Here is a 20,666-nt window from a genome sequence, read left to right on the forward strand (position 1 = left end):
CAGGGGGAGGGGGAGGGCGCTGGGTTCCTCCTTCGCAGGGTCGGGTGGGGCCGGCCGTGGTCGGGCAGGCCGGCCCCGGGTGATGGGGTGCGGGGGTGGTCAGGCGTTGTTGAGGCTCTTGATGGCCTCCAGCGCCTGGCGGGGTGAGGTGACCTGGGGCTCGGCACGGCGGGTGTCGGACTTGGTGCCGCGCTTGCCGCCGTCGACCTTGCCTCCGCCTCCGCCGCGTCGGCGGGACCGGCCGTCGTCGTCGCCGTCCTCGTCGTCGTCCTCGGCGGGCTCGGGCCAGAACTCGCCGGGGTCGGGCTCGCGGTTCCAGTCGCCCCACAGGCCGCGCTTCTCCAGCTCGCTGATTTCGTAGTCGGTGAGCCGGTTGACCTCGCCGGGGAACAGATTGGACAGGTCGGTGTCGAAGTCCGCGTACAGCGACCGCATGAGCACGGCGCGGCCGTTGTCGAGGACGATGACGGCGACGCCGCCGGTGGAGACGCCGTTCTCGGGGTCGGCCTCGCCGCGCATGGCCCGCTCGATGGCGGAGCCTTCCTGGCGGGAGTAGCGGGCCGGGATGGTCGGCACGTCGTAGGCGTTCTCCATGGTGCCCTCCGCGGCCTTGCGGGTGGCGCCGGGCGAACCCATGTTGAAGATGACGGGCCTGCTGTTCTGCCGCAGGTTGTCCTTCATCTCGGTGGAGAACCCGTTGTGTGCGAACGGGGACTGGCCGGCGGGCTTGAAGCCGATGCCGTACTTCAGGCCGGTGACCGTGAGGTCGTCGCCGTTGGTCTGGATGTCCTCGCCGAACAGGGCGTCCTGGGCGGCGGTCATGAACTCATCCGCGTACACCGACAGCAGCCGGTACGGGCAACGCGAGTCGCCCGGCTTGTAGTCGTGCGGCTTGCCGTCGTACGCCCAGGGCATCTCCGCCCGGATCTCGCACAGCGCCTTCGCCGCGCGCAGCTGACGGGCCATCCACAGCGCCGTGGAGCCCTGCCGGTCGATGTACTGCCCGAGCGTGGTCGTCTTCTCGTCCTTGCGGACGGTCGACAGCCACACGACGGCGTCGGCCAGAGACTCCGCCGCCATGTTGATCGCGAAGAACTGCGTCTTCCCGCTGCGGCTCACGCCGAGGATGAGACCGTGAGCTGCGGCGTTCTTGTCGTGCTGGAAGACCATGTTCTTCACCGGCTGGCCGGTGATGGTGAACCCGCACACGTACATGCCCTTGGCGTCCGGGGTGAGCAATTCGCGGGTGGCGGGGAAGATCGCGCTCAGCGGTGGTTCGTCGAACGCGCTGATGAGGAACTCGTTGCCGTCGATGAGGACGAACACGCAGGAGTCGTCCTCGGGCAGCTTCAGGGCGCGGCAGACCTTGGCCAGGTCGATGCGCGGGGTGTCGGGGGAGTCGGACATCTTCGCCCGGTAGAACGTCACGCCGCGTTCGTCGTCGCGGGTTCGGTGCACCAGGACAGAGCCGGGGGCGCCACCCTTGGGGCCTCCGACCCGGTCCGTCCAACGCTCCTTGTCGGTCGGCTTGGTTCGGCGCCGCAGGCTGGCATCGGGGGTGAGACGGGCCTCCAGCCAACCCGGCCCGCCCTGCCGGCCGGGCTGGATCGCAACGTCCGCGAAGGCGACGTCCCTGGCGTCCACGCCGAACGGGGCGGCCACGGCGGCCTCCGACAGGCCGGTGATCGGCCGTCCGGTCTCCGACGCGCGCAGCAGGATCGTCATGTCGTTGCGCATGCCGGGGTGCCGGGTGGCCTTGACGATGTGGGTGCGGGCGGGCATCCCGGCGCGCTCCCACAGCATCCGCGCTTCGCGGGTGAGCAGGTCGGCGCCGTCGTCCGGCTGTGCCGGGGATCGCTCCGCGGCCGGGGCGGGCTGGACCTTCGGGGCCGGGGCCGCGACGGCAGGGCGGTGGTGGCGTCGGGCGTGCCGGGAGAACGGCAGCACGGTGAAGCCGGCGGCCGTCCATGCAGCGGTGAGCAGTCCGTCCAGCCACCACGGACCCCAGCCGGGCGTGTGCCTGGCGGCGACGTCGACGGCGGCCGCCAGGACCAGCGGGGCCCAGCGCAGGATCTTGCGTCCGGTACCGGCCTCGTCACTCTTGGCGGCCAGGACCCAGCCGCCGATCCCGGCGGCGCCGGCCAGCTGCACGACGGTGTTGACGGGGCTGTCGGGATAGACGTTGGGGGCCACGGCCAGCACAGGCGCGGCGAGAGTGTAGGCGAGGCGTTCGAGCACGACACTGCGCGGCGTGGACACCGGTATCTCCTTCGGGAACGGGCACGGGCAGCCCCGCCGTGTGCGGGGCCGCCCGTGGCGGGTTGAGTGGGTGTTGGGGTCAGCGGTTGAAGAAGGCCGGCCGCGGGGTCTTCTCACGCCGGTTGGAGCGGATGTCGTCCAGCGCGCCGTACAGCTTGGAGTGGGTGCGCTTGGACTCATAGGCGAGGTCGGCGGTCTCCTGCGCGGTGTCGTGCAGCTTTCGGACCTGGACCGCGGCGCCGCCCAGGGCGACCGACACCAGGTTGGTCACCTCCACGAACTTGGCGTCCAATTCGGCGGCCTCGATATCGCGGGCGGCGTCCTCGCTGCGGGCAGCGTTCGTCTGCATGCTGCGCCGCAGCCCCTCGAGTTCGAGGGTGGCGTCGTCCAAGGCAGCGCCGAGCTTGTGCAGCTTGGTCTGGACGGCCTTGTAGCGGTTGTCACCGTCGGCCAGCGCGGGCGCCGCACCGGCCGAACGGGGTACGAGATCGCTCATCGGGGGGGTGGTCCTTCCTGCTTCTAGTCGTGGTGGCGCCCGGCCGACGTGAACTTCAGGCCCGCGTCTTCCTTGGCGTCCATGTCCTGGCCGTAGACGCGGGCGACCTCGGCGGCCGCGAGCCTGGCGGCCTCCTTGGCGATCCCGCACTGCTCGGCGCATCGTTCGGCTTGCTGCTTCATGCGGCCGGCAGCGTCGGCAAGGTCCGAGATCAGCTCGGTGACCTCTGTGCTGATGTTGTGGTCGCCGACCAGGTCGGCGGCCATGTCCCGCAGGGCGTCGGCGACCTTGCCGAGCGCTTCCATCAGGGCTTCCGCGCGCTCCTGGTCGGAGGCGGCCTGGATGGCGATGTTCGCCATCTCGACCAGGTACTCGTCGAACGTGATGTCCGTGCGGTGCTGGGCGGCCAGGCCGCCCTGCCCGGACGGCCTGTTGACCTCCGCGCTGCTCACGCTGCTCCCTTCCGTTCTGGTGGGCCGGCTGGTGCCGGGCCGCTGGGTGTGCGGCCCCGGCGCGGGCGTCAGGCCCTTGACTCCTGTCGTCACGGACGCCGGGCCATCGGGGACGATGACCGCGTCCTCGATGTCCTCCACGCCGTCGCCGGCGGGGTGTGAGGTGCGGGTGGGCCGGTCGGGCCACTCCACGTTCGGGGCGGACTCGTCGGGCCCGAACGGGCTGTCCGAGGACCGGTCCCGCCGCCCGGTGCGCCCAGCGCGATGAGTGCGGCCCCACCGCCAGACCCGGCCCGTGCTGCTGGTGCGTCGGCGTCGGAACCGTCGGCGCTTCTTCGAGCCGTCGGCCGGCTCGTCACCGGCCTTGGACGCCTTGCCCGGCTCATCGGGCGCCGGTCCGTGCTTTCCGGCGCTGGGCTTGTCGTCCTTGCCGTCCTTGCCGTCGGCGCGCTTGTCCTTGGTGTCCTTGTCCTTGGACAGGCTCACCTTCTCCGTGCCGGCCTTGTCGTCTTTCTCGTCGGCACGGCGCCTGTCCCAGCGGCGCCGGGCTTCCTCCGAGACGGCCGCGCCCAGGGTGGTGCGGCTGGATTCCGTCGCCGCCGCGGCTTCCCGCTTGGACTTCCTCGCCGCGTCCCGTTCGGCCTTCTTCGCACGGCGGTCCTTCCAGTCCTTCTGCCGGTTGGCGCGGGCCTGGTCGCGATTCTTGGTCCGCTCGGCAATGTCGGCGGCGTGTCCGGCGTTGCGCCGCTCCTGGCGGCCGCGGGCCCGCTCGGCACGGGCGTTGGAGGCCGGGCCGTGCTGCGCCCGGCTGCCGTCGCCCTTCGAGCTGCCGTTCCTGCCAGAGCTGCCAGAGCCCGTGTGCGAACCCTTCGAGCCCCCGGAGGATCCGTTACGCCCGGAACCGCCTGTACGGCCGCCAGAGGACCGGTCAGGGCCTTTCGTGCCGCCCTTGCCGCCTCCGCTGGACTTCCCGGACCCTGAACGCCCGCCGGAGCCACTGGAGTTGCTGTTGCCGCGCGAGGACCCGCCCCCACCGCCGGCCTTCGAGCGACCCTTGTCCGCGCCCAGGCCGGAGCCGGTGGACTTCATGCGGTCGGCATCGGCCTTTCCACGCGCCGCCGCCTTGTCGCCCTTCGCTTTCATCATCGCGGCGTGGAGCTTTCCGTTCTGCTCCATCATCGCGACTTCCTGCGCAGTGCGGCCCTCCAACAGCGCCGCCTTCCGCGCTATTTCAGCCTCACGAAAAGGCGCTTCGCTTTCATGGTGCGCTCGCGCCATTTCGATGCGGAGTTCCAGCCAGTCACCGAGACGGTCAGCGAGAGAACGAGGCTGAGCATATTCGCCTTCCTCGTATTCGCCGTCATCTTCTCCGGTTTCCGGTTCTGCAATTCCGTCCGAGCGCAGTGCTATTGCGGGGTCCGGCGCGGCCGGAATCGGCGGCAGTTGTGTCGTCGTCTCTTCCGGCGATTCCGGCGGAGCCTCGGGAATGTCCTCCGGGTCCGGAATGGTGTCGGCGTAATCCGGCATCGGCGGTGGCACGTACGAGGAATCACCGCTCCAGGGGCCGCGGACCAGGATCCCGTTCGGATCATCCACGTCGGACACGATGTACCTCCCTCCAGGGACTTGACAGAGCGTGGGGTCTTGTGTGCACGCGCGTGCACGTGCACGTGTGCACGCTTTACACGCGCGAGGCCCCGCCGGAGCCCGGCGGGACCTTCGCAGGTGACGTTCAGTGACGCGGGGAGTGCTTCGCCACGACCTGCTCCGCGTACTGCAGGAGGTCGCTCCAGATCCGACCGTCGCCCTCCGCTCGCTTGTCCATCGCCGTGATGAACAAGCGGCAGATCAGAGCGAATCCGACGTAGACGTCGCCGCGACCGGCTTTGACGTCCTTGGCAATTCGGGATCGTGCGAGGCGGAGCCAGAATTCCATCTGCCCCTGCTCGCCGCGAGATTCGCGGGCTTTATCCGCCTCTTCCTTCAGCCAGTTCTGGCGCCGTTCGGCGGAGCGTTCCGCGCTGCTGAGGGGGCGGGTCACGCCGACTCCCTGTTACCCAGGTCGTAAATCGACGTGGGGCCACCATAGCCGAATTCCTGGCTCTGTCCACCCTGTTGCGGCGGATTCTTCGGTGCGGCCTGGATCGGCGGGACGTTCTTCCGCTTCTTTTCCAGCTCCTTTTCCTTCCTCTTTTGGCCGGTATTCGCGACGGCCTCATCGTGGGCGCGGCGCTTGTACGCGCTCTTTTCCAGTCCCTTGGTGACGGCCTGGACGTTCTTGAGCACGTCCTTGAGGGCCCTTTCCACGGGCTGCGCGCGCAGCCAGGCGTCGTAGAACCGGTCGCCCTCCACGTGGGTGTCGCGGCAGTGGACGCGGGTCTCCAGGGCGAGGGTCTCCAGGTTCTTGCCGATGTCCAGCAAGAACCGCTGAACGTCGGCCAGGTACCGGGCGGTTGCCTCCGGGCTCTTCGCCACGTCGCGCAGAGGTGCGTGATTGGGGTCGTTGCTGTTCACGACTGGGTTTCTCCTTCTCCGGGCGGGCCCGGGGGGGATGGGAGTGGGAAAGGGCCCGCAACCGTTCGGCAGTGCCTTGGGTGGTGCGCTCGCCTCACCGCGCTCGGGGCGGGCGTGGCGACCGGCCTGCCGGCCGTGGCCGTCACCGGTCCGCGCTCGCTGTGCGAGCGCGAGCCGGTGGCGACCATGAGCGGCAGGGGTTCTGCGAGCGGGGTGAGCGCTCAGGCGCTCACCGAGCGCTCACTCACGCGCTCGGTGCGGCCTCTTCAACCTGAGCGCGCAACCGCTGAGCGGTAGGGCGGGAGACCGGCTCATCGCACAGGCCTGCCTGGGTGAGCGCGTCGCGGATCTCGGTCCACTGCGGGCGGCGCCCGAGCTCGGTGTAGAGGAGCCGCACGCGTCCATGGCGGCGCTCGGTAAGCGCCTCCGTCTCGCTGCGCGTCCGGTTGCTCTCCGCTCGCCGAGCGTCGTCGTCCTCTATGGTGCGCTCACCCTCGTGAGCGCCGGAGGTGAGCGCCGGGCGCCCGCGCTCGCCCCGCGTCTCGCCCGAGGTGAGCGCGCCCTTGTCGGGGTGAGCGTGCTCGGTTTCCGCCACGCGCTCGATGATGTGAGCGTCCTCGGGGGTGAGCGCGTCGGCGAGCGCGGCGGGCGCGGTGTCGAGCTTGAGCGCCATCCGCTGGTCCAGCGGAGCCTTCCAGCGCCACAGCCAGCCGTACGTCTCCTTGAGCTGCGCTCGCAGGTAGGTCTGCTCCTGGAGGCGGGTGAGCGCCTCCTCGTAGGAAGTGATCTCCCACAGGATCATCCGGCGGCGCAGGCGAGCGGTGGGGATCGGGGCGAGCAGCCAGCGGGACCGGCGCACGGTCTCCATCCGCTTCTTGCCGGTGACCGCGCCGATCCTCGTGGCGTACACGTGGGAGGCGATCTCCGAGAAGATCACCCACAGCAGCGTAAGAGCGGCGTGCCCCAGACGCCCCGACGTGCTGTCCGAGGCATTCCAGTTCAGGTAGACGGTCACCGCCGTCAGCGCCCTCGGCACCCAGCGGATCCAGCGCAGCTCCATGCCCATGCGGATCAGGACCAGGCTGGCGCCGGTGAAGGCCGGGATCGCGACGTCGATGCCGACCGGCAGCAGCCACGGCCACTCCCAGCCCCACCCAACCGCCTTGGTCTCCAGCGCCGTGTAGGAGGAGAGCAGACCGAGGGTGGAGACGGTCGCGGCGGCCAGCACGATCGCGACCACGCCCACCAACTCCTGCCCGGACAGCGGCGGAACCCCGCCGGCGGGCCGGGCGTCATTGCGTGCCTTGCGGCGAGCGGCGCGCGACTCGGCCCGGATCTCACGGCGCCTGGCCCGCTGCACGGTGCGCTGCGTCGCCGCCTCCAGGACGCGTTCGCCCTCGGCTCGGGCCTGGGCGGCGGCGGCCTGGTCGGCTGTGGCCTTGGCCGCCGCCTCTCGGGCTGTCTTCGCGTCGGCTTCGGCCTGCTCGCGCAGCCGGGCGACGTCCTTGTCGACGGTTGCCCGCAGCTCCTCAGCGGAAGTGCGGGCGTCGTCCAGGGCACGGTCGGCGTCCAGGCGAAGGCCGGCGGCCGCCTTCTCAGCTCCGGCCCGCACCTGCGCGGCCTGGCCGTCCGCGCTCTCACGCATCCGTCCGGCCTCATCCCGCGCCCGCTCCAAGAGCTGCTCGGCGTCGGTGATGGCGCGGGTGCGGGTTTCGGCCGCGGTGCGCTCCGCGCTGGCGAGCAGCTCGGTGCGCGCGGCTTCTGCGTCGGCGACGGTCTTCGCGGCGGCCTGTGCGGCCTCAGTCCGGACCGCATCGGCCTTCGCCGCCGCCGTGGTGGTGACTTCCTCCGCCTGGCGGCAGGCATCGGCGAGCAGCTGCTCCGCCTTCGCCTCGACGTCGGCGCGCACCTGGTCCGCGTCGGTGGCCGCGGTCGTCGCGGCTTTCGTGCGGACCTGGTCGGCGTCGTGCCGGGCCGTCTCGGTGATCGAGGCTGCCTCGGAACGCGCGCCGTCCAGGAGTTCAGCAGCGCGCATCTCACCGTCGACGAGGATGCGGGCGACGTCGTCGGCAGCCTGGTCTCGGAGGTCGGCGGCGCGGTCAGCGGCGTCGGCCAGGATCGGGTCGGCCTCCGGGTACACCACCAGCGGCGCGGTGTTCTCGGGGGCGGTGGTCTGGGCGGGGATGGCGGCCGGCGGGGTCGATGCCTTGGCGCGCCTGGCGTTGCGGGGCTTCGTAGCCGGGGCGGCCTGGCGCCTGCCGCGGGTGGCGGTGTTGGGGGCCACGGGGTGTCCTCTCTTGCGTTCTGGCGCCTCCGTGTAAGAGGTCACCGCGGGTCGGCGTCGGTCGGTAGGGTCGTGACCAGGTCCTCCGAGGCCCCGGCAGCTGAAATGCCGGGGATTCGGAGGACTGTTTGCTGGGGGCAGGTGGTCAGTGCCGGGCAGGCAGCGTGCTGCCGTCCTGCCCGAGGTGCTGGCGCAGCCAGGCGACGGCGGCCGGGGTCATCGCCCCGGGGTCGGGCTCGCTCAGCGGCGCGGTGTCGATGTCGTGCATCGCGTCCGTCGCCGGAAGCAGGCGCATGTAATCGGGGTCGATCCCCGCGACGTAGCGGTTGCCGCTCAGCTCGACCAGGTCGTAGAGGACCTTGCCGGTGTCGACGTGCCGCCAGGACCGCTCCACCCGGCCGACGAACGTGTGGCCGGGCAGACCGAGCCAGAACTTCTCGACGTCGCGGAACAGAACCATGTCGCCCCGCTTGTAGGTGGTCGTGGAACGGGTGGCCTGCATCGGAGGCTGCTGTGCCATCGGTTCTCCTCGCATCGTGTGGACCGGCATGAGCCGGTGCGTCCGTCAGGTCGTCAGCTGCGACGGCCGAGCCGGTGGTTGGGCATGAGGGGCGGTGCCTCCCGAATGGAGGGCAGTGCGGGATGGGTGTCGTTGACGCGATGGCCGGCATCCCAGGCCTTGGCGGCCGCCGTGGCGGCGGCCGCGAGCAGGGCGAGGGTGAGTGGGTGGGCCAGGCCGCGTGCGGCAATGGCCCGCATCGCCCTGTGCTGGGCGATGCGGGCACCGCGTATGTGGAGGTCCAGGGCTCAGTCAGCTCGACTGTCCGGAGCCGTTGCAGCCGGTGCAGGTCTGCATCTCGACACCCTGGTAGGGGGTGCCATCCGCACCGACGTGGTTGACGGTGACCATCTGCTGGCCAGAGCCGCCGCAGGAGGTGCACGTCATGGGGCCACCCCCATCACGTTGTTGCCCTGGACAGCGGAGGTCGGAGCCGGGGCATAGCACGTGCCGTCGCAGTTCCAGCGGCCGCACAGCACGCACGCGTCGTCTGCCGCCTGGAAGTTGAGCGGGCGGGTGAGACGCAGGACCGGCTGGCGGGTGTAGCCCGGCGCCATCTCGGCGAGGGTGCGGCGGGCCTGGCGGCCGGCGGCCTGGGCGCGGTCGTCGCCGTCGGCGACCAGCAGGTGAACGACCCGGTGGAACCGGTCGGATTCGTCCCGCTCGTATCCGCGGCCGTCGTCCCCGCCGCAGTCGTCTTCGCGACGGATGTCGTCGATCGTCCCGGCCCGCGGGGAGATGCGCGCCGGAGTGATGCCGATGAGCTGTCGGGTGGGTTGTGCGATCATGACGTTCACGGGGCCTCCTGCTAGGTCCTGGACAGCCCCAGGGCCCTAATCCCTGGGGCTGTCGCTGTTTGGCTGCCGTACGAGCAGCCGCGGCCGCCGCCATCCCGGTTCGTCGGGATGGCGGCGGCCGTGGTCGTTCGTCGCGGAGTGCAGGTCAGGCTGCGGCTGCGGGGGCCAGTTCGACCACCGGGACCGGGAGCGCCACCATCGGCTTCGGAGGCAGACCGCGCACGGCGGGAAGGTCCATGCCGGACGGCACCTCCCGGTGGCGGCTGGCCTCCATGGCGGCGAGCACCTGGTCGAGCAGGGCGGTCAGGGCTGCCCACGCGTTCTCCGGCGCGGGCATTGCGAGGAGTTGGGCGGCGAGGACCCATACGTCCTGGGTGACATCGTCAACGTCGGCGATCGGGTCAGCGCCGGTCTCGTCCAGGCGTTCGGCAACGCGAGCGGCGAGGCGTGCGGAGTAGCGGGCGTAGAGGGTGGCCAGCGAGATGCGCATGGGAAGAACTCCTTCGAGGCGGGACAGGAAGAAGCCCCTGGGAGGCTTCCCAGGGGTTGGTGGTTCTTGAGGCATGCAGAGGACAGAGGGTCAGGCGGTGATCCGAAGGGGCTCAAGCGGGAGGTCGGGGCCGCAGAACTCGGAGACCGTCTCGGCCGGGTGAATCCGGCATGCGTTGTTGAGCTCTTCGACCGTCGTGCCGCTGCGCTTGGCCGTCGCCTTCTTCGCGTCGACCGTGTCCTCGCGGTGCTTCGCCCACTCGGCTGCGGTGCGCTTCGCTGCCGTGGCCACCCGGTGGCGGGTGAGTAGCGCATCGACGCGGGCATCTTCTTGGTGCTCGCGGTCGCGGTGCGGCTGGGTCCGCTTCAACTGCTCGTACAGTGCGGCAAGCTGGGCGCCGACAGCGCAGCAGCGGTTGCCACCGCAGCGGTCGGCCGCCTTGCTCATCCGGCACTTCTTGAGGTGCTCGCGGTAGGCGGTGAGCGCGTCGGCCGCGCTCACCGGTGCCGGGGTCATCCTGGCGACGGGCTTGGCCGGCGCCGCGATCGGCTTGTAGTGCTGCCGAGCGGAGCGGCGTCCGCTGGTCTCCGCGAACCCAGTCTCTAAGAGCCGCCACCACTCCTCGTACGTCATGTCGACAGTGACGCGGCGGTTGCTGCCAGAGCAGCGGATCGGAGCGTCCTCGCGGGCGGTGCCGGCGTGATGGGGGACCAGCTTCTGGACTTTGGCCTGAATGCCGGTGATCGGGCACCAGGTCTTGCAGTCGGGGCAAATCAGCGACGCGTAGGCGGGCCGTAGGTCGTACTGGTGAGCCTTGAGGGTGGACACGGCGAGCGCCTCACGGGCGCTGACTTTCTTGGTGCGAGTCCGGCTCCTCCGCAGTCGGGCGGTGGATTCCAGGGTCGAAACAAACATGCGGCGCTCCTTGTGTACGGAGTGGCAGGGGCTGCGTCGCGGTGCTCTCTCCGCCCGCCAGGTCGCACGGGAGACCCGGCGTCCTGGAGGACGGACAGCGCATGCGCTGCGACGTGCATGCAGGAGAGTCGAGAACCCGGGGGATTTGGTCTGGCTATCGACCCCGGCCACCTCGTAAGAGGCAGACAACTTCCTGCGGTGATGCGGACTTGCGGACTTACGGCTGACCAGGTCGCCTCAAAGCTGCACGACGACGCAATCGGCCACGCCAGGCGGTCGTTTCCGACCTCGCTAGCGATGTTCCGAGGACCAGGAAACACCTGCCTCGCTATGGATGTCAACACCTCGCTAGCGATGTACTATCCGTGTCGGATGCCACGTGATCGGCGTTTCCCATGGACCGTAGGATCGCTAGCGAGGTAGGGAGAGGGAGTGACTGGCCGAAAGCGCGAGAAACCGATGTTCCGGCAGATTGCCGACGACTTGCAGGCAGCGATCGATGCGGGCCAGTACGGCCCTGGCGATCGACTCCCAGGCGAGAACCCCCTGGCCGCGGAGTATGGCGTAGCCGCCATGACCGCCCGTCAGGCCCTGCGAACGCTCGCGACTGAGGGCGTGGCCGAATCGCGCAAGGGAGCCGGCTTCTTCGTCCTTGCCTCGTTCACGCCGATTCGGCGGCGCGGTGTCGCCCGGCTGGCACGGGAGAACTGGGCAACCGGCGCCTCCATCTTCTCCGCCGACGACAGTCGAGACCTGACCGTTGAGAGCAGAGTGCTGGGCCCCGTGACGCCTCCCGGCAAGATCGCGGATGTCCTGGATCTCGGAAAAGACGAACACGCCTTCGCTCGATACCGCCGGCACATCGTTGAGAACCGTCCCGTGCTGATTTCGACGTCGTACCTACCCCTCGCGCTGGTCGAGGGGACCGCCATCACGGACGCGGACACAGGGCCCGGGGGTATCTACGCGCGGCTCGCCGACCTGGGCTTCGCCCCGGCCCGTTTTCGAGAGGAGATCCAGGTTCGTATGCCCTCCGACGACGAGAGGGCCGCCCTGAATCTGTCGGGCAGCACGCCCGTGATCAAAGTCTGTCGAACCGCCTATACAGACGAGGGCCGTGCCGTCGAGCTCAACGAAATGACGTTGGACTCACAGGCCTACGTTCTCGAGTACGACTTCGATGCCTAGTGACCGTGCGGGGCTTGGCGCGTCCAGCCGACCGCCGCTGCACTGAAGAGGAGAATCCCCATCATGTACATCACGATCCCCCCGTAAACGACCAATGGCCGCCCTGCGGACACAGGAACGGCCATCGAGCGACTCCCCAGCCTGGCAGCAACCGGAGTCGTGGTCAGCGCGGTGACCGCGCCGGGTGCCTTGGACACGAGGCCCGTCTGGTCACCTACCCATCAGAATAGACGGCCTCACCGGGATAAGCCCAGCAAGGGCCCTCCCCGGTGCTTCACGTCACCTTGATCAGCTGATCCACGGCTCCCTTCCCAAAGGGACCGTAAGTGCGAAAACTGCACATCCTTGCCGCGGCCGCCGCCGCGCGCTCTCGCGATTCTGACGATCACCGAATCAGCGCCCCCGGCTTGCCCGGACAGTGCTTGCCCAGCATCCCTAAGGATGGGCAAGCCTCTCACCTGCTCCTTCCTTGGCCGGGGCAAGCCTTCGGGCAAGCCTCAGTGAGCAAGGTTCACGGCACAACATCCACTAGGAGGTGTGCCGTGCCCGACTGCGGACCGACGCAGAGGCCACATCGCGCAGAGGTCGCCGGCCGCCGTGCCAGCCCAACCCTGCGGGCTACCAGAGTTTCTATGCCCCACCGGGTCTTGGGGAGGTGGGCATGACTCGGTCGATCGTTCCGCACCCGACCAACGCGCGTGCCCTCGATGAGAACGGCGTTGTCGTTCGTGGTGCCGAGCCTGCTCCCGCGACCACGGTCATGCGGCACATGGTCTATGGCTCCGGTCTGACTCGTGCCCTGGACTACGTCGTTCTTCTCCACGCGCTCTTCCGTCTGGAGGAGAACCAGGCCTTCACCCCGAAGGACATTTGGCGAGACCTGCAGGCTGAGGGCGTGCGCTCGGCGAAGAACGCCAACGAGTTGGTCGGGCGGGATGCGGTCTACGAGTCGTTCAACCGCCTGATCGCGGCCAAGTTCATCCGCCGTATGGCGGTCGACGGCGTCCCTGGCCGGTTCGGGAAGGTGCGCTACGAGCTGTTCCGGCAGCCTGCGTACAACCCGGACTACGCGCTGGCGGAGGAGGCAGGGCAGCCGCAATACGACGCGCACGTTCCGGACACGTCCCAACCGCTTCCCGGAACGCCGGATGCGGACAAGGCAGGCAGTAAAACCGCACGTCATACCGCTTCCCGGAACGCCGGATACGGTCTTGCCGGTTCCGGCGTTCCGGGAAGCGGTCCACGACGCATTCCCGCAGGTCAGACCGCGTCCGGCGTTCCGGGAAGCGGGAGTGGGCACCCCCCCACTCCCCCCTATAGGGAGGAGGAGGATTCCTCCTCCCTTAAGCCCTCCTCCATCACACCTGGCGCTTCGGCAACAGCCGTAGCGGCTGCGTCCGAGTTCCTTGCTGAGCTTCCTGGGCGCTGGGCATGCGGCCGCAAGTCCGCTGCAGAGCTGGCGCCGCTGCTGGCCGAGGCGGCACAGGAGCAGGGCTGGAAGCTGAGCGGTGATCTTGTTCAGCAGCTGACCCGGCGTTCCCAGGCCCGCCGCGGTGCTCTGTCAGTTCTGCGGGAACGGATCGAGGACCTGCCGCGCTACCGTGCCGCTCGTGTGGATGCTGGCCGCGTTCCGGGGCAGCAGCTGGCCCTGGAGGACAGCGAACAAGGCCGTAGCGGGGCGGTGCCCCTGCCGGAGGGAGTGTCGACTGAGCGGGTCGAACAGGCGCGGGAGTTTCTGCTGACGCTGACCGGCCCGTGGGCGCTGGGCCCGGAGAGTGCGGTGCGCCTGGCTCCGCTGCTTGCTGCGAAGTCGCAGGAGCGCGGTTGGGAGTTCGACAACCGGTTGCTCACGCAGCTGATGTCGAACCCGGCCGGTGTGAACAACTACGAGCTGGTCTTGGAGAAGCACCGGATCACGAGTCTGCCCTTCCGGCGCAGCACCGCGAGCGGGCAGCTCCGCGATACGCAGGACACGCGGCAAAAAGCGATCGACGCTTGTGGAACGTGCGATGCATACGGCCAGTTCGAGCGGGACGGTGCGGCGGTGCTGTGCAAGCACGACGGGCCGTCAGCCGCTGCTACCCCGCAGGCTGCTGGACCCCACGCATCGTCGGGTACCTCGTCCGCTGCCGCTGATGCCGCGCCCGCGAAGGAATCGGTGGACCGCAATCTGGCGAGTCTGCTCACCTCGATGCGTCAACCCGCTATCTGACCCACACGAAGCGGCGCCCGGAAAACCTTGGCCGGCCCGGGCGCCGCACGACCTCACCTGGAGATCACTCATGACTGTAGTCCCGCACCAGCACTCCAGCACCGCTGACGATCTGCCCGACGGGCCGGGGCCCTTCGAGCGTCTCCCCCCGCAGGATCTCGGCGCGGAGCAGTCCGTGCTCGGCAGCATGATGTCCTCGGAGCAGGCCGCGATTGACTGCCAGGACATCGTGCAGCCGGAGGACTACTACCGGCCGATCCACGCGACCATCCACCGCACGATCCTCGACCTACGGGCCAAGGGTGAGCCCTGCGACCCGATCCAGCTGGCCGCCGAACTCAACAAGCGCGGCGAACTCGCGCGCGTCGGCGGCGCGCCCTACCTGCACACCCTGGTCCAGGCCGTCGACACCGCGGCGAACGGCTCGTACCACGCTGAAATCGTCCAGGAGAAGGCCGTTCTGCGGCGCCTGGTCGAGGCGGGTATCCGCATCACCCAGTCCGGCTACGCAGGTCAGGGGGAGACCGACGACCTGGTCGCGGCCGCGGCCGCTGAGATCGCCGCCGTTGTCGAAGGCACCGGCAAGGACGACGACTTCGTCCTGCCCCGCCAGACCATGGAAGGCACCCTGGACCGGATCGACGACGCGAAGAACGGCCGAGGGCTGACCGGTCTGTCCACTGGCTTCATTGACCTCGACTCGCTCACGAGCGGGCTCCAGGCCGGCCAGATGATTGTCCTGGCCGGCCGTCCCGGCATGGGGAAGTCCACCCTGGCGATGGACATGGTCCGTGCTTGCGCTATCACCCAGAACATTCCGGCTGCCTTCATCAGCCTGGAGATGGGCATTGACGAGCTGAACATGCGCCTGCTGTCTGCCGAAGCCAAAGTCGGCCTGCACCACCTGCGCTCCGGGCAGACCACGGACGACGACTGGACCCGGATGGCCCACGTGCTGCCCCGCATCACCGAGGCACCGCTGTACATCAACGAGTCCGCGAACACACTCGGCACTATCCAGGCCAAGCTGCGTCGCCTGAAGTCTCGCCAGCCCGACCTCGGCCTGGTCGTCATCGACTACCTCCAGCTGATTACCATCGGTGGCCGCCAGGAGTCCCGAGAGCGCGAGGTTTCCGACATCAGCCGCAGCATCAAGCTGCTCGCGAAGGAACTTCAGCTGCCCATCGTCGCTCTGGCCCAGCTCAACCGAGGCCCCGAAATGCGCGCTGATAAGCGTCCCAACAAGGCTGACCTGCGCGAATCGGGTTCCCTTGAGCAGGACGCGGACATCGTGGCGCTGCTCTACCGGGATGACGCCTACGAGCCGCAGTCCGCCCGGGCGGGCGAGGTCGATCTGATCATCGACAAGCACCGCAACGGGCCTACCGCCACCATCACCCTCGCCAACCAGCTCCACTACAGCCGCTTCGTCGACATGGCGCAGACCTGATTTCCGCTATATGTATACAGCCGATATGCCTTGTATTGACATGCCTACATTGACAATGCATCATTCTGGTGCGCGCACTGCGCCCGCCGGATTTGCAGGCGTCTTCGCCTGCCTTACGCCCACGACCAGCCGGCACGAAACCATGCGGGAGTCCCCATGCCGCCTCGCCCATCCGAAGACGCTCGAGGAGAACTCAGGAAGGCGGTGGAGGCTGCCCTGCGGCAGCGCGCCGACCGCAGGGACGAGGCGGATCGCCTCAAGGAGGAGGCGGAGGCCGAGTTCTGGCGGGCCATCGACGAACTGAGACAGCGGTACCACGGCGCCCAGACCGACATCGCCGAGGTGACGCAGTACACGCGCGACCACATCTTCAAGCAGAGCAAGCGGTACGCCGCGGACCCTCAGGACGGAGACACCGGTGATCAGCGCTAAGGCCTACCAGGACGGGCTGGCCGAACTCCGCGGCGTGCGGGACGAGATGAAGCCGCTGGAACGACAGCTCACGAAGATCCAGGCCGACCTCGGGAAACTGCGCACCCAGCGGGACGAGAAGATCCGCGCCCTGGGCGCCTACGAAAAGGCCAAAGCGGACCGCCTCGCAACATCGGCCGGCGTCTCAGTGATCGACGTCGTCACCCTGGTGCCCTCGCTGGGCCCCCAGGCCCCCGCCAGCACGCCGGATGAGCCGTCGCCGAACGATTCCACCACTGAAGATCACGCAGCGCCCCAGGTGGCCGCACAGGCGATCACGGAATCGACCGTTGCGCTGGCGCCCGACCTTCGGTCGTCCGGACAGTCCGAGCCGGCCGCCGACCGCGCAGAACCGCGAACTGTCGGCGCTGAGGACACTCACCAGGAGCTGCGTGTCGACGGCGAAATCGTCACCGAGGCAGCGGTCCCCTCCCCCGCACCTGCCGCACCGGCCCCGGCACCCGCTCCGGCTGAGGAGCGGACGCTTCCGTCGATCCCGGAGGGGGCCGCGGGCGACCGCTGGTTCCGTGCCGAGCCGGACCTGGCGTCGACGCGGCCCAAGTTCAAGCAGGCCACACGGCAGATGGCGTTCCTGGACACCGCGACCGGCGTGCTGGTCTGGCAGGGCGGGACGGTCACGCTGGACCTGGGGCGCGCGAGTGTTGCCGAGATCCTCACCGCCGTCTACGCCACGGTCCCGGCGGATGTAGAACGCATCTACGTCACGGCCGGCGACCCGTGGCACCGGGACGCAGGGCGCCATCAGTTCCTCAAGGATGCGGTCGCCGAGTGGCTGAACGGACCGCTGCCGCAGGGGTGGCAGGTCGAGTCCTCGCGTGGCAAGGACCGCATGGCCGGCCACCTGGTCCACCCGCGCAACCCGGTGGGTCGCTGGCAGCGTGGCAAGGACCAGCACACCGAAATTCGGTCCGTGGGCGAGTGGTTCGATGCAGCCGGCGCCGACCCGGCCACCGTCCGCGAGGCGTTCGTTCTGCTGTGGAAGGCGTTGCGCCGGCACTGGGACGACGTCGTGCTGATGGGCTCGCCGTCGCAGACGGGTCGGGACCTGTGGTCACGGACCATCCCTGCGAAGGCCGGCGCGAAGTGGGCAGACGGATTTCCCGTCCTGAGCCAGGAGATCCGTGGTCTGCTGCACGCCACCGCCGGGCAGGGCCGCACCGAGCTGATCGCCCCGCCGCGTGTCCCGGAACGGGTGCCCGCCTGGTACGAGGTCGACCGGACGTTCGCCTACGCCAAGCACACCTGGTCCTCCGGTGTCGGGGTGCCGCAGCGCATCACGGCGGCCGCGTTCGCCGCCATGAGCGAAAAAGAGCAGAGCGACGCGCTGTTCGCCCCGTCGCACTGGCAGGTGCGGGTGACCATCCCGAAGGACTGGAACCACGTAGGCCTGCTGCCCGCCCCGGCCCCCGGCGAGCGGGCCTGGCACTACCCGTACGAGGGCGGCCGCACCTTCGTCACCTGGGCAGGCGGCGCCGAGGTGAACCTGGCGCTCCGGAATCCGCTGCAGCCGTGGCGGATCGAGATCCTGGACGGCCTGGTCTGGGAGAAGGGCGACCCGCTCAAGGGCTGGTCGAACAAGCTGAAGGACGCGTGGCAGTCCCTGCGTGCCCAGGCTGAGATCCACGGCGATGAACGGCAGCGCCAGGCTGCACGACTCGCCTCGCGCGGTGTGCGTTCGATCCTGCTGTACGGCATCGGCACGTTCGCGCAGCGGCCGCGCATCACCACGGGTTCGCTGGAGCTCGGTACCGGCGGTGAGGTTCCGGAGATTCCGGACTGCGCGCGGCTGACTGGTATCTCGGACACGCATGTCACCTGGGAGCGCAACGCGGGTTTTGCCCGGGACCCGTACGCGCATCCGGAGTGGGCGGCCGGCGTGTGGTCGGCGGCCCGGGCCGCGCTGCTGTCGACCAGCACTGGCATCAAGGACCCGGAGACGGGCATGCCGTTGAAGGCTGGTGCGCTGCACCTGCCAGCTGGGTCGATCCTCGCGTTCCGTACCGATGCTATTTACAGCACGGTCCGCCCTGAGTGGCCGTACCGGGGCGAGCCCGGCGACTACTTGCTGAAGGGCGCCATGGCGTGGGAGCAGCCGACCCCCACCACCGATGAAGAGTTCTACGTCCTTCAGGGCTTGGGCCGTCAGGCGTGGGAGGCGGAGGGCCAGTGAGCGCAGAAGTGGCATGGGGCGGCACGTGGGAGCACGCGGCGCGCGGCGTGTCCGGGGATGCCCTGTGGGACGACGAGGACACCGCCTCGTCTGGTCACGCCTGCGTTGGCGGGGGTGCGGTCGACTGGAGTGCCGAGTGGCACTGCCACGGCTGCGGCTCCTCGGGTGACGACCAGTTCGACGACGACACCACGACGTACTCCGATGACGAGTACGCCGACGGCGAGGGCCGGGAGGTGGCCGCATGACGCCGCGCAGGAGGCGGGCAACGGGTGGTCGCCGCGTCCAGCGCAATGAGGCTGCGAGGCTCACCGACGAGCTGCTGGTCGCCGGGTTCAACAAGAAGCAGGTCGGTGAAATCATCGGCCGCAATCCATCCCTGGTCAGCCAGTTCGTCACAAAGAACAAGGGCGCCAGCTTCGTTGAAGCGCTCCGGGCCGTTGTGCAGGAGGTACAGGCCGGCGGGCCGCGCGATATTGCCAGCCTCAAAGCCCTGGCCGCCGGCTACATCCAGCCGCGCTTGAACCGGGAGGGCTACAAAGCGCGGGTGCGGCGCAAGGACAAGGGGCGTGCCGAGAAGGTTGTCAAGGACCAGCGTGGCAGGCCGGTGATGGGGAAGGACGGCAGGCCGGTGAAGGCTTGGTCGTCGTCGCTGGCCAAGGCCGGCAAACAGCACATCGCGTCCGGCGCCTCCCGACTGCGGCCGATCGTCGAAGAGGCCGCTGCGAACCGAGGGAAGATCGCGTTCACCGTACGGGCCAGGAAGGGTGCGTTCACGCATGACGCCGGCAGGATGGCCGACTCCCCCGGCGTGCGACGCAACATCGTCCAGCGACGCGACGGAACCGAGGAACGCGCCTACGCCGAAAACACCGGCGGCCCCGGCTCCGGCGAGCAGGGCTTCGACGCCGTCCAGTTCAAGGCCATGGTCGACGCCGCGAGCGGCGACGTCGCAGCCGCGGTCCGCAACTGGCTTGTCATGACCGGCCGCCTCGACCCCACCGCACCCATCGTCGGCCTGGAGATTCGCGCCTGGAAGTCTCAACACTGACCGGGGAGACCCTGCCGGCCCCCCTCGCCATAGACCGCCCGGTGGCGTCGCCGTCACAGGGACTGTCAAAAGCGCTAGAGCCCCGCCGGAACGTACTCCGGCGGGGCTTCAGATTTGCGACAGTCAGTCGGAGCGGCCTGTCCGGGTGTCAGCGCCCAGTGAGTCTCAACGTCGGGCCGTAGTCACCGGAGCCGTCCGAGACGGCAATCTCGAACTCCCGGTCAGGGAAAGCCGCCTGTACCGCCGCTCGCCACATGACGGCGATGTTCTCCGCCAATTCAGGGAGAGCAGCATACTCCGATTCCAAGGTGATTACAAAGTAGTCCCACAAGTGAACGTGGTTCAATACCGATTCGACTGCTCGCGAATCACCCTGCAGACGGCCATACCAATCATCGATGGCATGCCTGTCGAACTTGAAGCCGAGGAATACACAATCCCGATATTCCACAAACTTCGGCCAGTACAAATCCACCAGAGCTGCAGCCTCGGCCACGGAGACGTTGGCAGACATGAAGCCCTGGAGATGGTACCCGTCGGCCTCGGCACCGGTCACCCACTCCGACAACTGCGGCAACCCTCTGGGGTCCATTATATTGACTCGCTTCGGTCTCGAGTTCGCTTGCCTGACGGCACAACCATGACATGTTCCATAGCAGGCCCGACGATGGCGACGAACCACCCCTCTGCACAACCCCCGTCGGCTGACGTTGCCGTCAACTACTGCCGTCAGACACCACTAAGGCCCCACCGGGAACATTCGGTGGGGCCGAAATAATTTCGCATACAAGTAGAAATCTACGCCTCACCTGACGAGAACGAAACACTGTCAGACCATTCCCAAAAAGCCCGAGATGCAGCCTCTTCTCGTTCGAGGAGGTCGATAAGACTAGCGACGTCGACGCCAATGGGAACGTCGATTGCAGCGTGCCTATCACCACTCCACTCGCTCAACAGGCCGAGCCGCGAAATCTCAACATCAAACTCCCTCGCCACGCTTGAAGCATTCGGTGTTTCCAACAGGAAAACCCGCAAGGCTCTCCGCCCTGACTTGCGGACCAGTCGGGCGACCGTGGTGCCGTCCGGGGACAGAGCGACGATATCGCCGAGAGAAATACCGTAAACCCGAAAAGGGATGCAGCATAGCTCAAGCGAACCATCTTCAAGCCTCTTGAGCCAAAGCTGTTCCACCTCCCCCTCCAAACCGAACGGCGCGAGATCAGCCCGTGCGATGTAGTCGCTGTCGCCCCGGCGAACTGGGCTCTCATGGACAATGAACTTCATGTGACGCTCCAGGTCAAAGCCGAATGGAAGGTGACTGCAGTCCCACGCAGTCT

At 68.7% G+C, this 20,666-nt stretch carries 21 protein-coding genes; 7 read left to right on the forward strand and 14 right to left on the reverse strand.

What is annotated here, in order from left to right:
• Positions 1–99 precede the first annotated feature (99 nt).
• The 12 genes from ACIA8E_RS36985 to ACIA8E_RS37040 form a co-directional block, all read right to left on the reverse strand.
• On the reverse strand, positions 100–2,259 hold the full coding sequence (locus tag ACIA8E_RS36985; RefSeq protein ID WP_399305213.1) for a chromosome segregation protein ParM: 2,160 nt from the start codon (positions 2,257–2,259) through the stop codon (positions 100–102).
• Between the two features lie 79 nt (positions 2,260–2,338).
• Entirely contained in the window at positions 2,339–2,755 is a 417-nt protein-coding gene (locus ACIA8E_RS36990; RefSeq protein ID WP_356309344.1) for a conjugal transfer protein TraB, read from the reverse strand.
• Positions 2,756–2,778: 23 nt separating this feature from the next.
• Entirely contained in the window at positions 2,779–4,386 is a 1,608-nt protein-coding gene (locus ACIA8E_RS36995; RefSeq protein ID WP_399305215.1) for an ATP/GTP-binding protein, read from the reverse strand.
• Between the two features lie 553 nt (positions 4,387–4,939).
• On the reverse strand, positions 4,940–5,248 hold the full coding sequence (locus tag ACIA8E_RS37000; RefSeq protein ID WP_399305217.1) for a hypothetical protein: 309 nt from the start codon (positions 5,246–5,248) through the stop codon (positions 4,940–4,942).
• Positions 5,245–5,721: a hypothetical protein gene (locus ACIA8E_RS37005; RefSeq protein WP_399305220.1), complete on the reverse strand. Its 477-nt coding sequence runs from the start codon at positions 5,719–5,721 to the stop codon at positions 5,245–5,247. The genes ACIA8E_RS37000 and ACIA8E_RS37005 overlap by 4 nt, the downstream gene beginning before the upstream one ends.
• 244 nt (positions 5,722–5,965) lie before the next feature.
• Positions 5,966–8,005, reverse strand: a complete 2,040-nt coding sequence (locus ACIA8E_RS37010) for a DUF2637 domain-containing protein (RefSeq protein WP_399305222.1) — start codon at positions 8,003–8,005, stop codon at positions 5,966–5,968.
• A gap of 145 nt (positions 8,006–8,150) precedes the next feature.
• A complete protein-coding gene (locus tag ACIA8E_RS37015; RefSeq protein ID WP_399305224.1) occupies positions 8,151–8,525 on the reverse strand; it encodes a hypothetical protein in 375 nt (124 codons plus the stop codon).
• Between the two features lie 53 nt (positions 8,526–8,578).
• Entirely contained in the window at positions 8,579–8,764 is a 186-nt protein-coding gene (locus tag ACIA8E_RS37020) for a hypothetical protein (RefSeq protein ID WP_359113125.1), read from the reverse strand.
• Between the two features lie 52 nt (positions 8,765–8,816).
• Positions 8,817–8,951, reverse strand: coding sequence for a hypothetical protein (locus ACIA8E_RS37025; protein WP_399305227.1), 135 nt, complete (start codon positions 8,949–8,951; stop codon positions 8,817–8,819).
• Positions 8,948–9,361 (reverse strand): hypothetical protein, encoded by a 414-nt coding sequence (locus ACIA8E_RS37030; RefSeq protein WP_399305230.1) that lies wholly within the window; start codon positions 9,359–9,361, stop codon positions 8,948–8,950. Before ACIA8E_RS37030 ends, ACIA8E_RS37025 begins: the two co-directional genes overlap by 4 nt.
• Positions 9,362–9,506: 145 nt before the next feature.
• On the reverse strand, positions 9,507–9,851 hold the full coding sequence (locus ACIA8E_RS37035; RefSeq protein WP_399305233.1) for a hypothetical protein: 345 nt from the start codon (positions 9,849–9,851) through the stop codon (positions 9,507–9,509).
• Between the two features lie 90 nt (positions 9,852–9,941).
• On the reverse strand, positions 9,942–10,766 hold the full coding sequence (locus tag ACIA8E_RS37040; RefSeq protein ID WP_399305235.1) for a hypothetical protein: 825 nt from the start codon (positions 10,764–10,766) through the stop codon (positions 9,942–9,944).
• A gap of 459 nt (positions 10,767–11,225) precedes the next feature.
• Here ACIA8E_RS37040 and ACIA8E_RS37045 point away from each other — a divergent pair, with 459 nt between their 5' ends.
• From ACIA8E_RS37045 to ACIA8E_RS37075, 7 genes are all read left to right on the forward strand, one after another.
• The gene (locus ACIA8E_RS37045; RefSeq protein WP_399305283.1) at positions 11,226–11,954 is read left to right on the forward strand and encodes a GntR family transcriptional regulator; all 729 of its coding nucleotides are present in this window, start codon (positions 11,226–11,228) and stop codon (positions 11,952–11,954) included.
• A gap of 661 nt (positions 11,955–12,615) precedes the next feature.
• Positions 12,616–14,166: a hypothetical protein gene (locus tag ACIA8E_RS37050; protein ID WP_399305237.1), complete on the forward strand. Its 1,551-nt coding sequence runs from the start codon at positions 12,616–12,618 to the stop codon at positions 14,164–14,166.
• Positions 14,167–14,236: 70 nt separating this feature from the next.
• Positions 14,237–15,616, forward strand: coding sequence for a replicative DNA helicase (gene dnaB / locus ACIA8E_RS37055; RefSeq protein ID WP_399305239.1), 1,380 nt, complete (start codon positions 14,237–14,239; stop codon positions 15,614–15,616).
• Between the two features lie 204 nt (positions 15,617–15,820).
• Positions 15,821–16,048, forward strand: a complete 228-nt coding sequence (locus tag ACIA8E_RS37060) for a hypothetical protein (RefSeq protein WP_399305242.1) — start codon at positions 15,821–15,823, stop codon at positions 16,046–16,048.
• Positions 16,049–16,094: 46 nt separating this feature from the next.
• Positions 16,095–18,278, forward strand: coding sequence for a Mucin-19 (locus ACIA8E_RS37065; protein WP_399305286.1), 2,184 nt, complete (start codon positions 16,095–16,097; stop codon positions 18,276–18,278).
• Positions 18,275–18,526 (forward strand): hypothetical protein, encoded by a 252-nt coding sequence (locus ACIA8E_RS37070; protein ID WP_399305245.1) that lies wholly within the window; start codon positions 18,275–18,277, stop codon positions 18,524–18,526. Before ACIA8E_RS37065 ends, ACIA8E_RS37070 begins: the two co-directional genes overlap by 4 nt.
• Entirely contained in the window at positions 18,523–19,329 is an 807-nt protein-coding gene (locus tag ACIA8E_RS37075; protein WP_399305248.1) for a hypothetical protein, read from the forward strand. The genes ACIA8E_RS37070 and ACIA8E_RS37075 overlap by 4 nt, the downstream gene beginning before the upstream one ends.
• A 148-nt stretch (positions 19,330–19,477) precedes the next feature.
• On the opposite strand, the gene ACIA8E_RS37080 is transcribed toward ACIA8E_RS37075, so the two are convergent.
• Together ACIA8E_RS37080 and ACIA8E_RS37085 are read right to left on the reverse strand one after the other, a co-directional pair.
• On the reverse strand, positions 19,478–19,906 hold the full coding sequence (locus ACIA8E_RS37080; protein ID WP_399305250.1) for a hypothetical protein: 429 nt from the start codon (positions 19,904–19,906) through the stop codon (positions 19,478–19,480).
• Between the two features lie 221 nt (positions 19,907–20,127).
• Positions 20,128–20,613, reverse strand: a complete 486-nt coding sequence (locus ACIA8E_RS37085; RefSeq protein ID WP_399305253.1) for a DUF4265 domain-containing protein — start codon at positions 20,611–20,613, stop codon at positions 20,128–20,130.
• Positions 20,614–20,666 lie beyond the last annotated feature (53 nt).

This window comes from Streptomyces sp. NPDC051664, from assembly GCF_044453545.1.
In the GTDB taxonomy this organism is placed as follows: Bacteria; Actinomycetota; Actinomycetes; order Streptomycetales; family Streptomycetaceae; genus Streptomyces.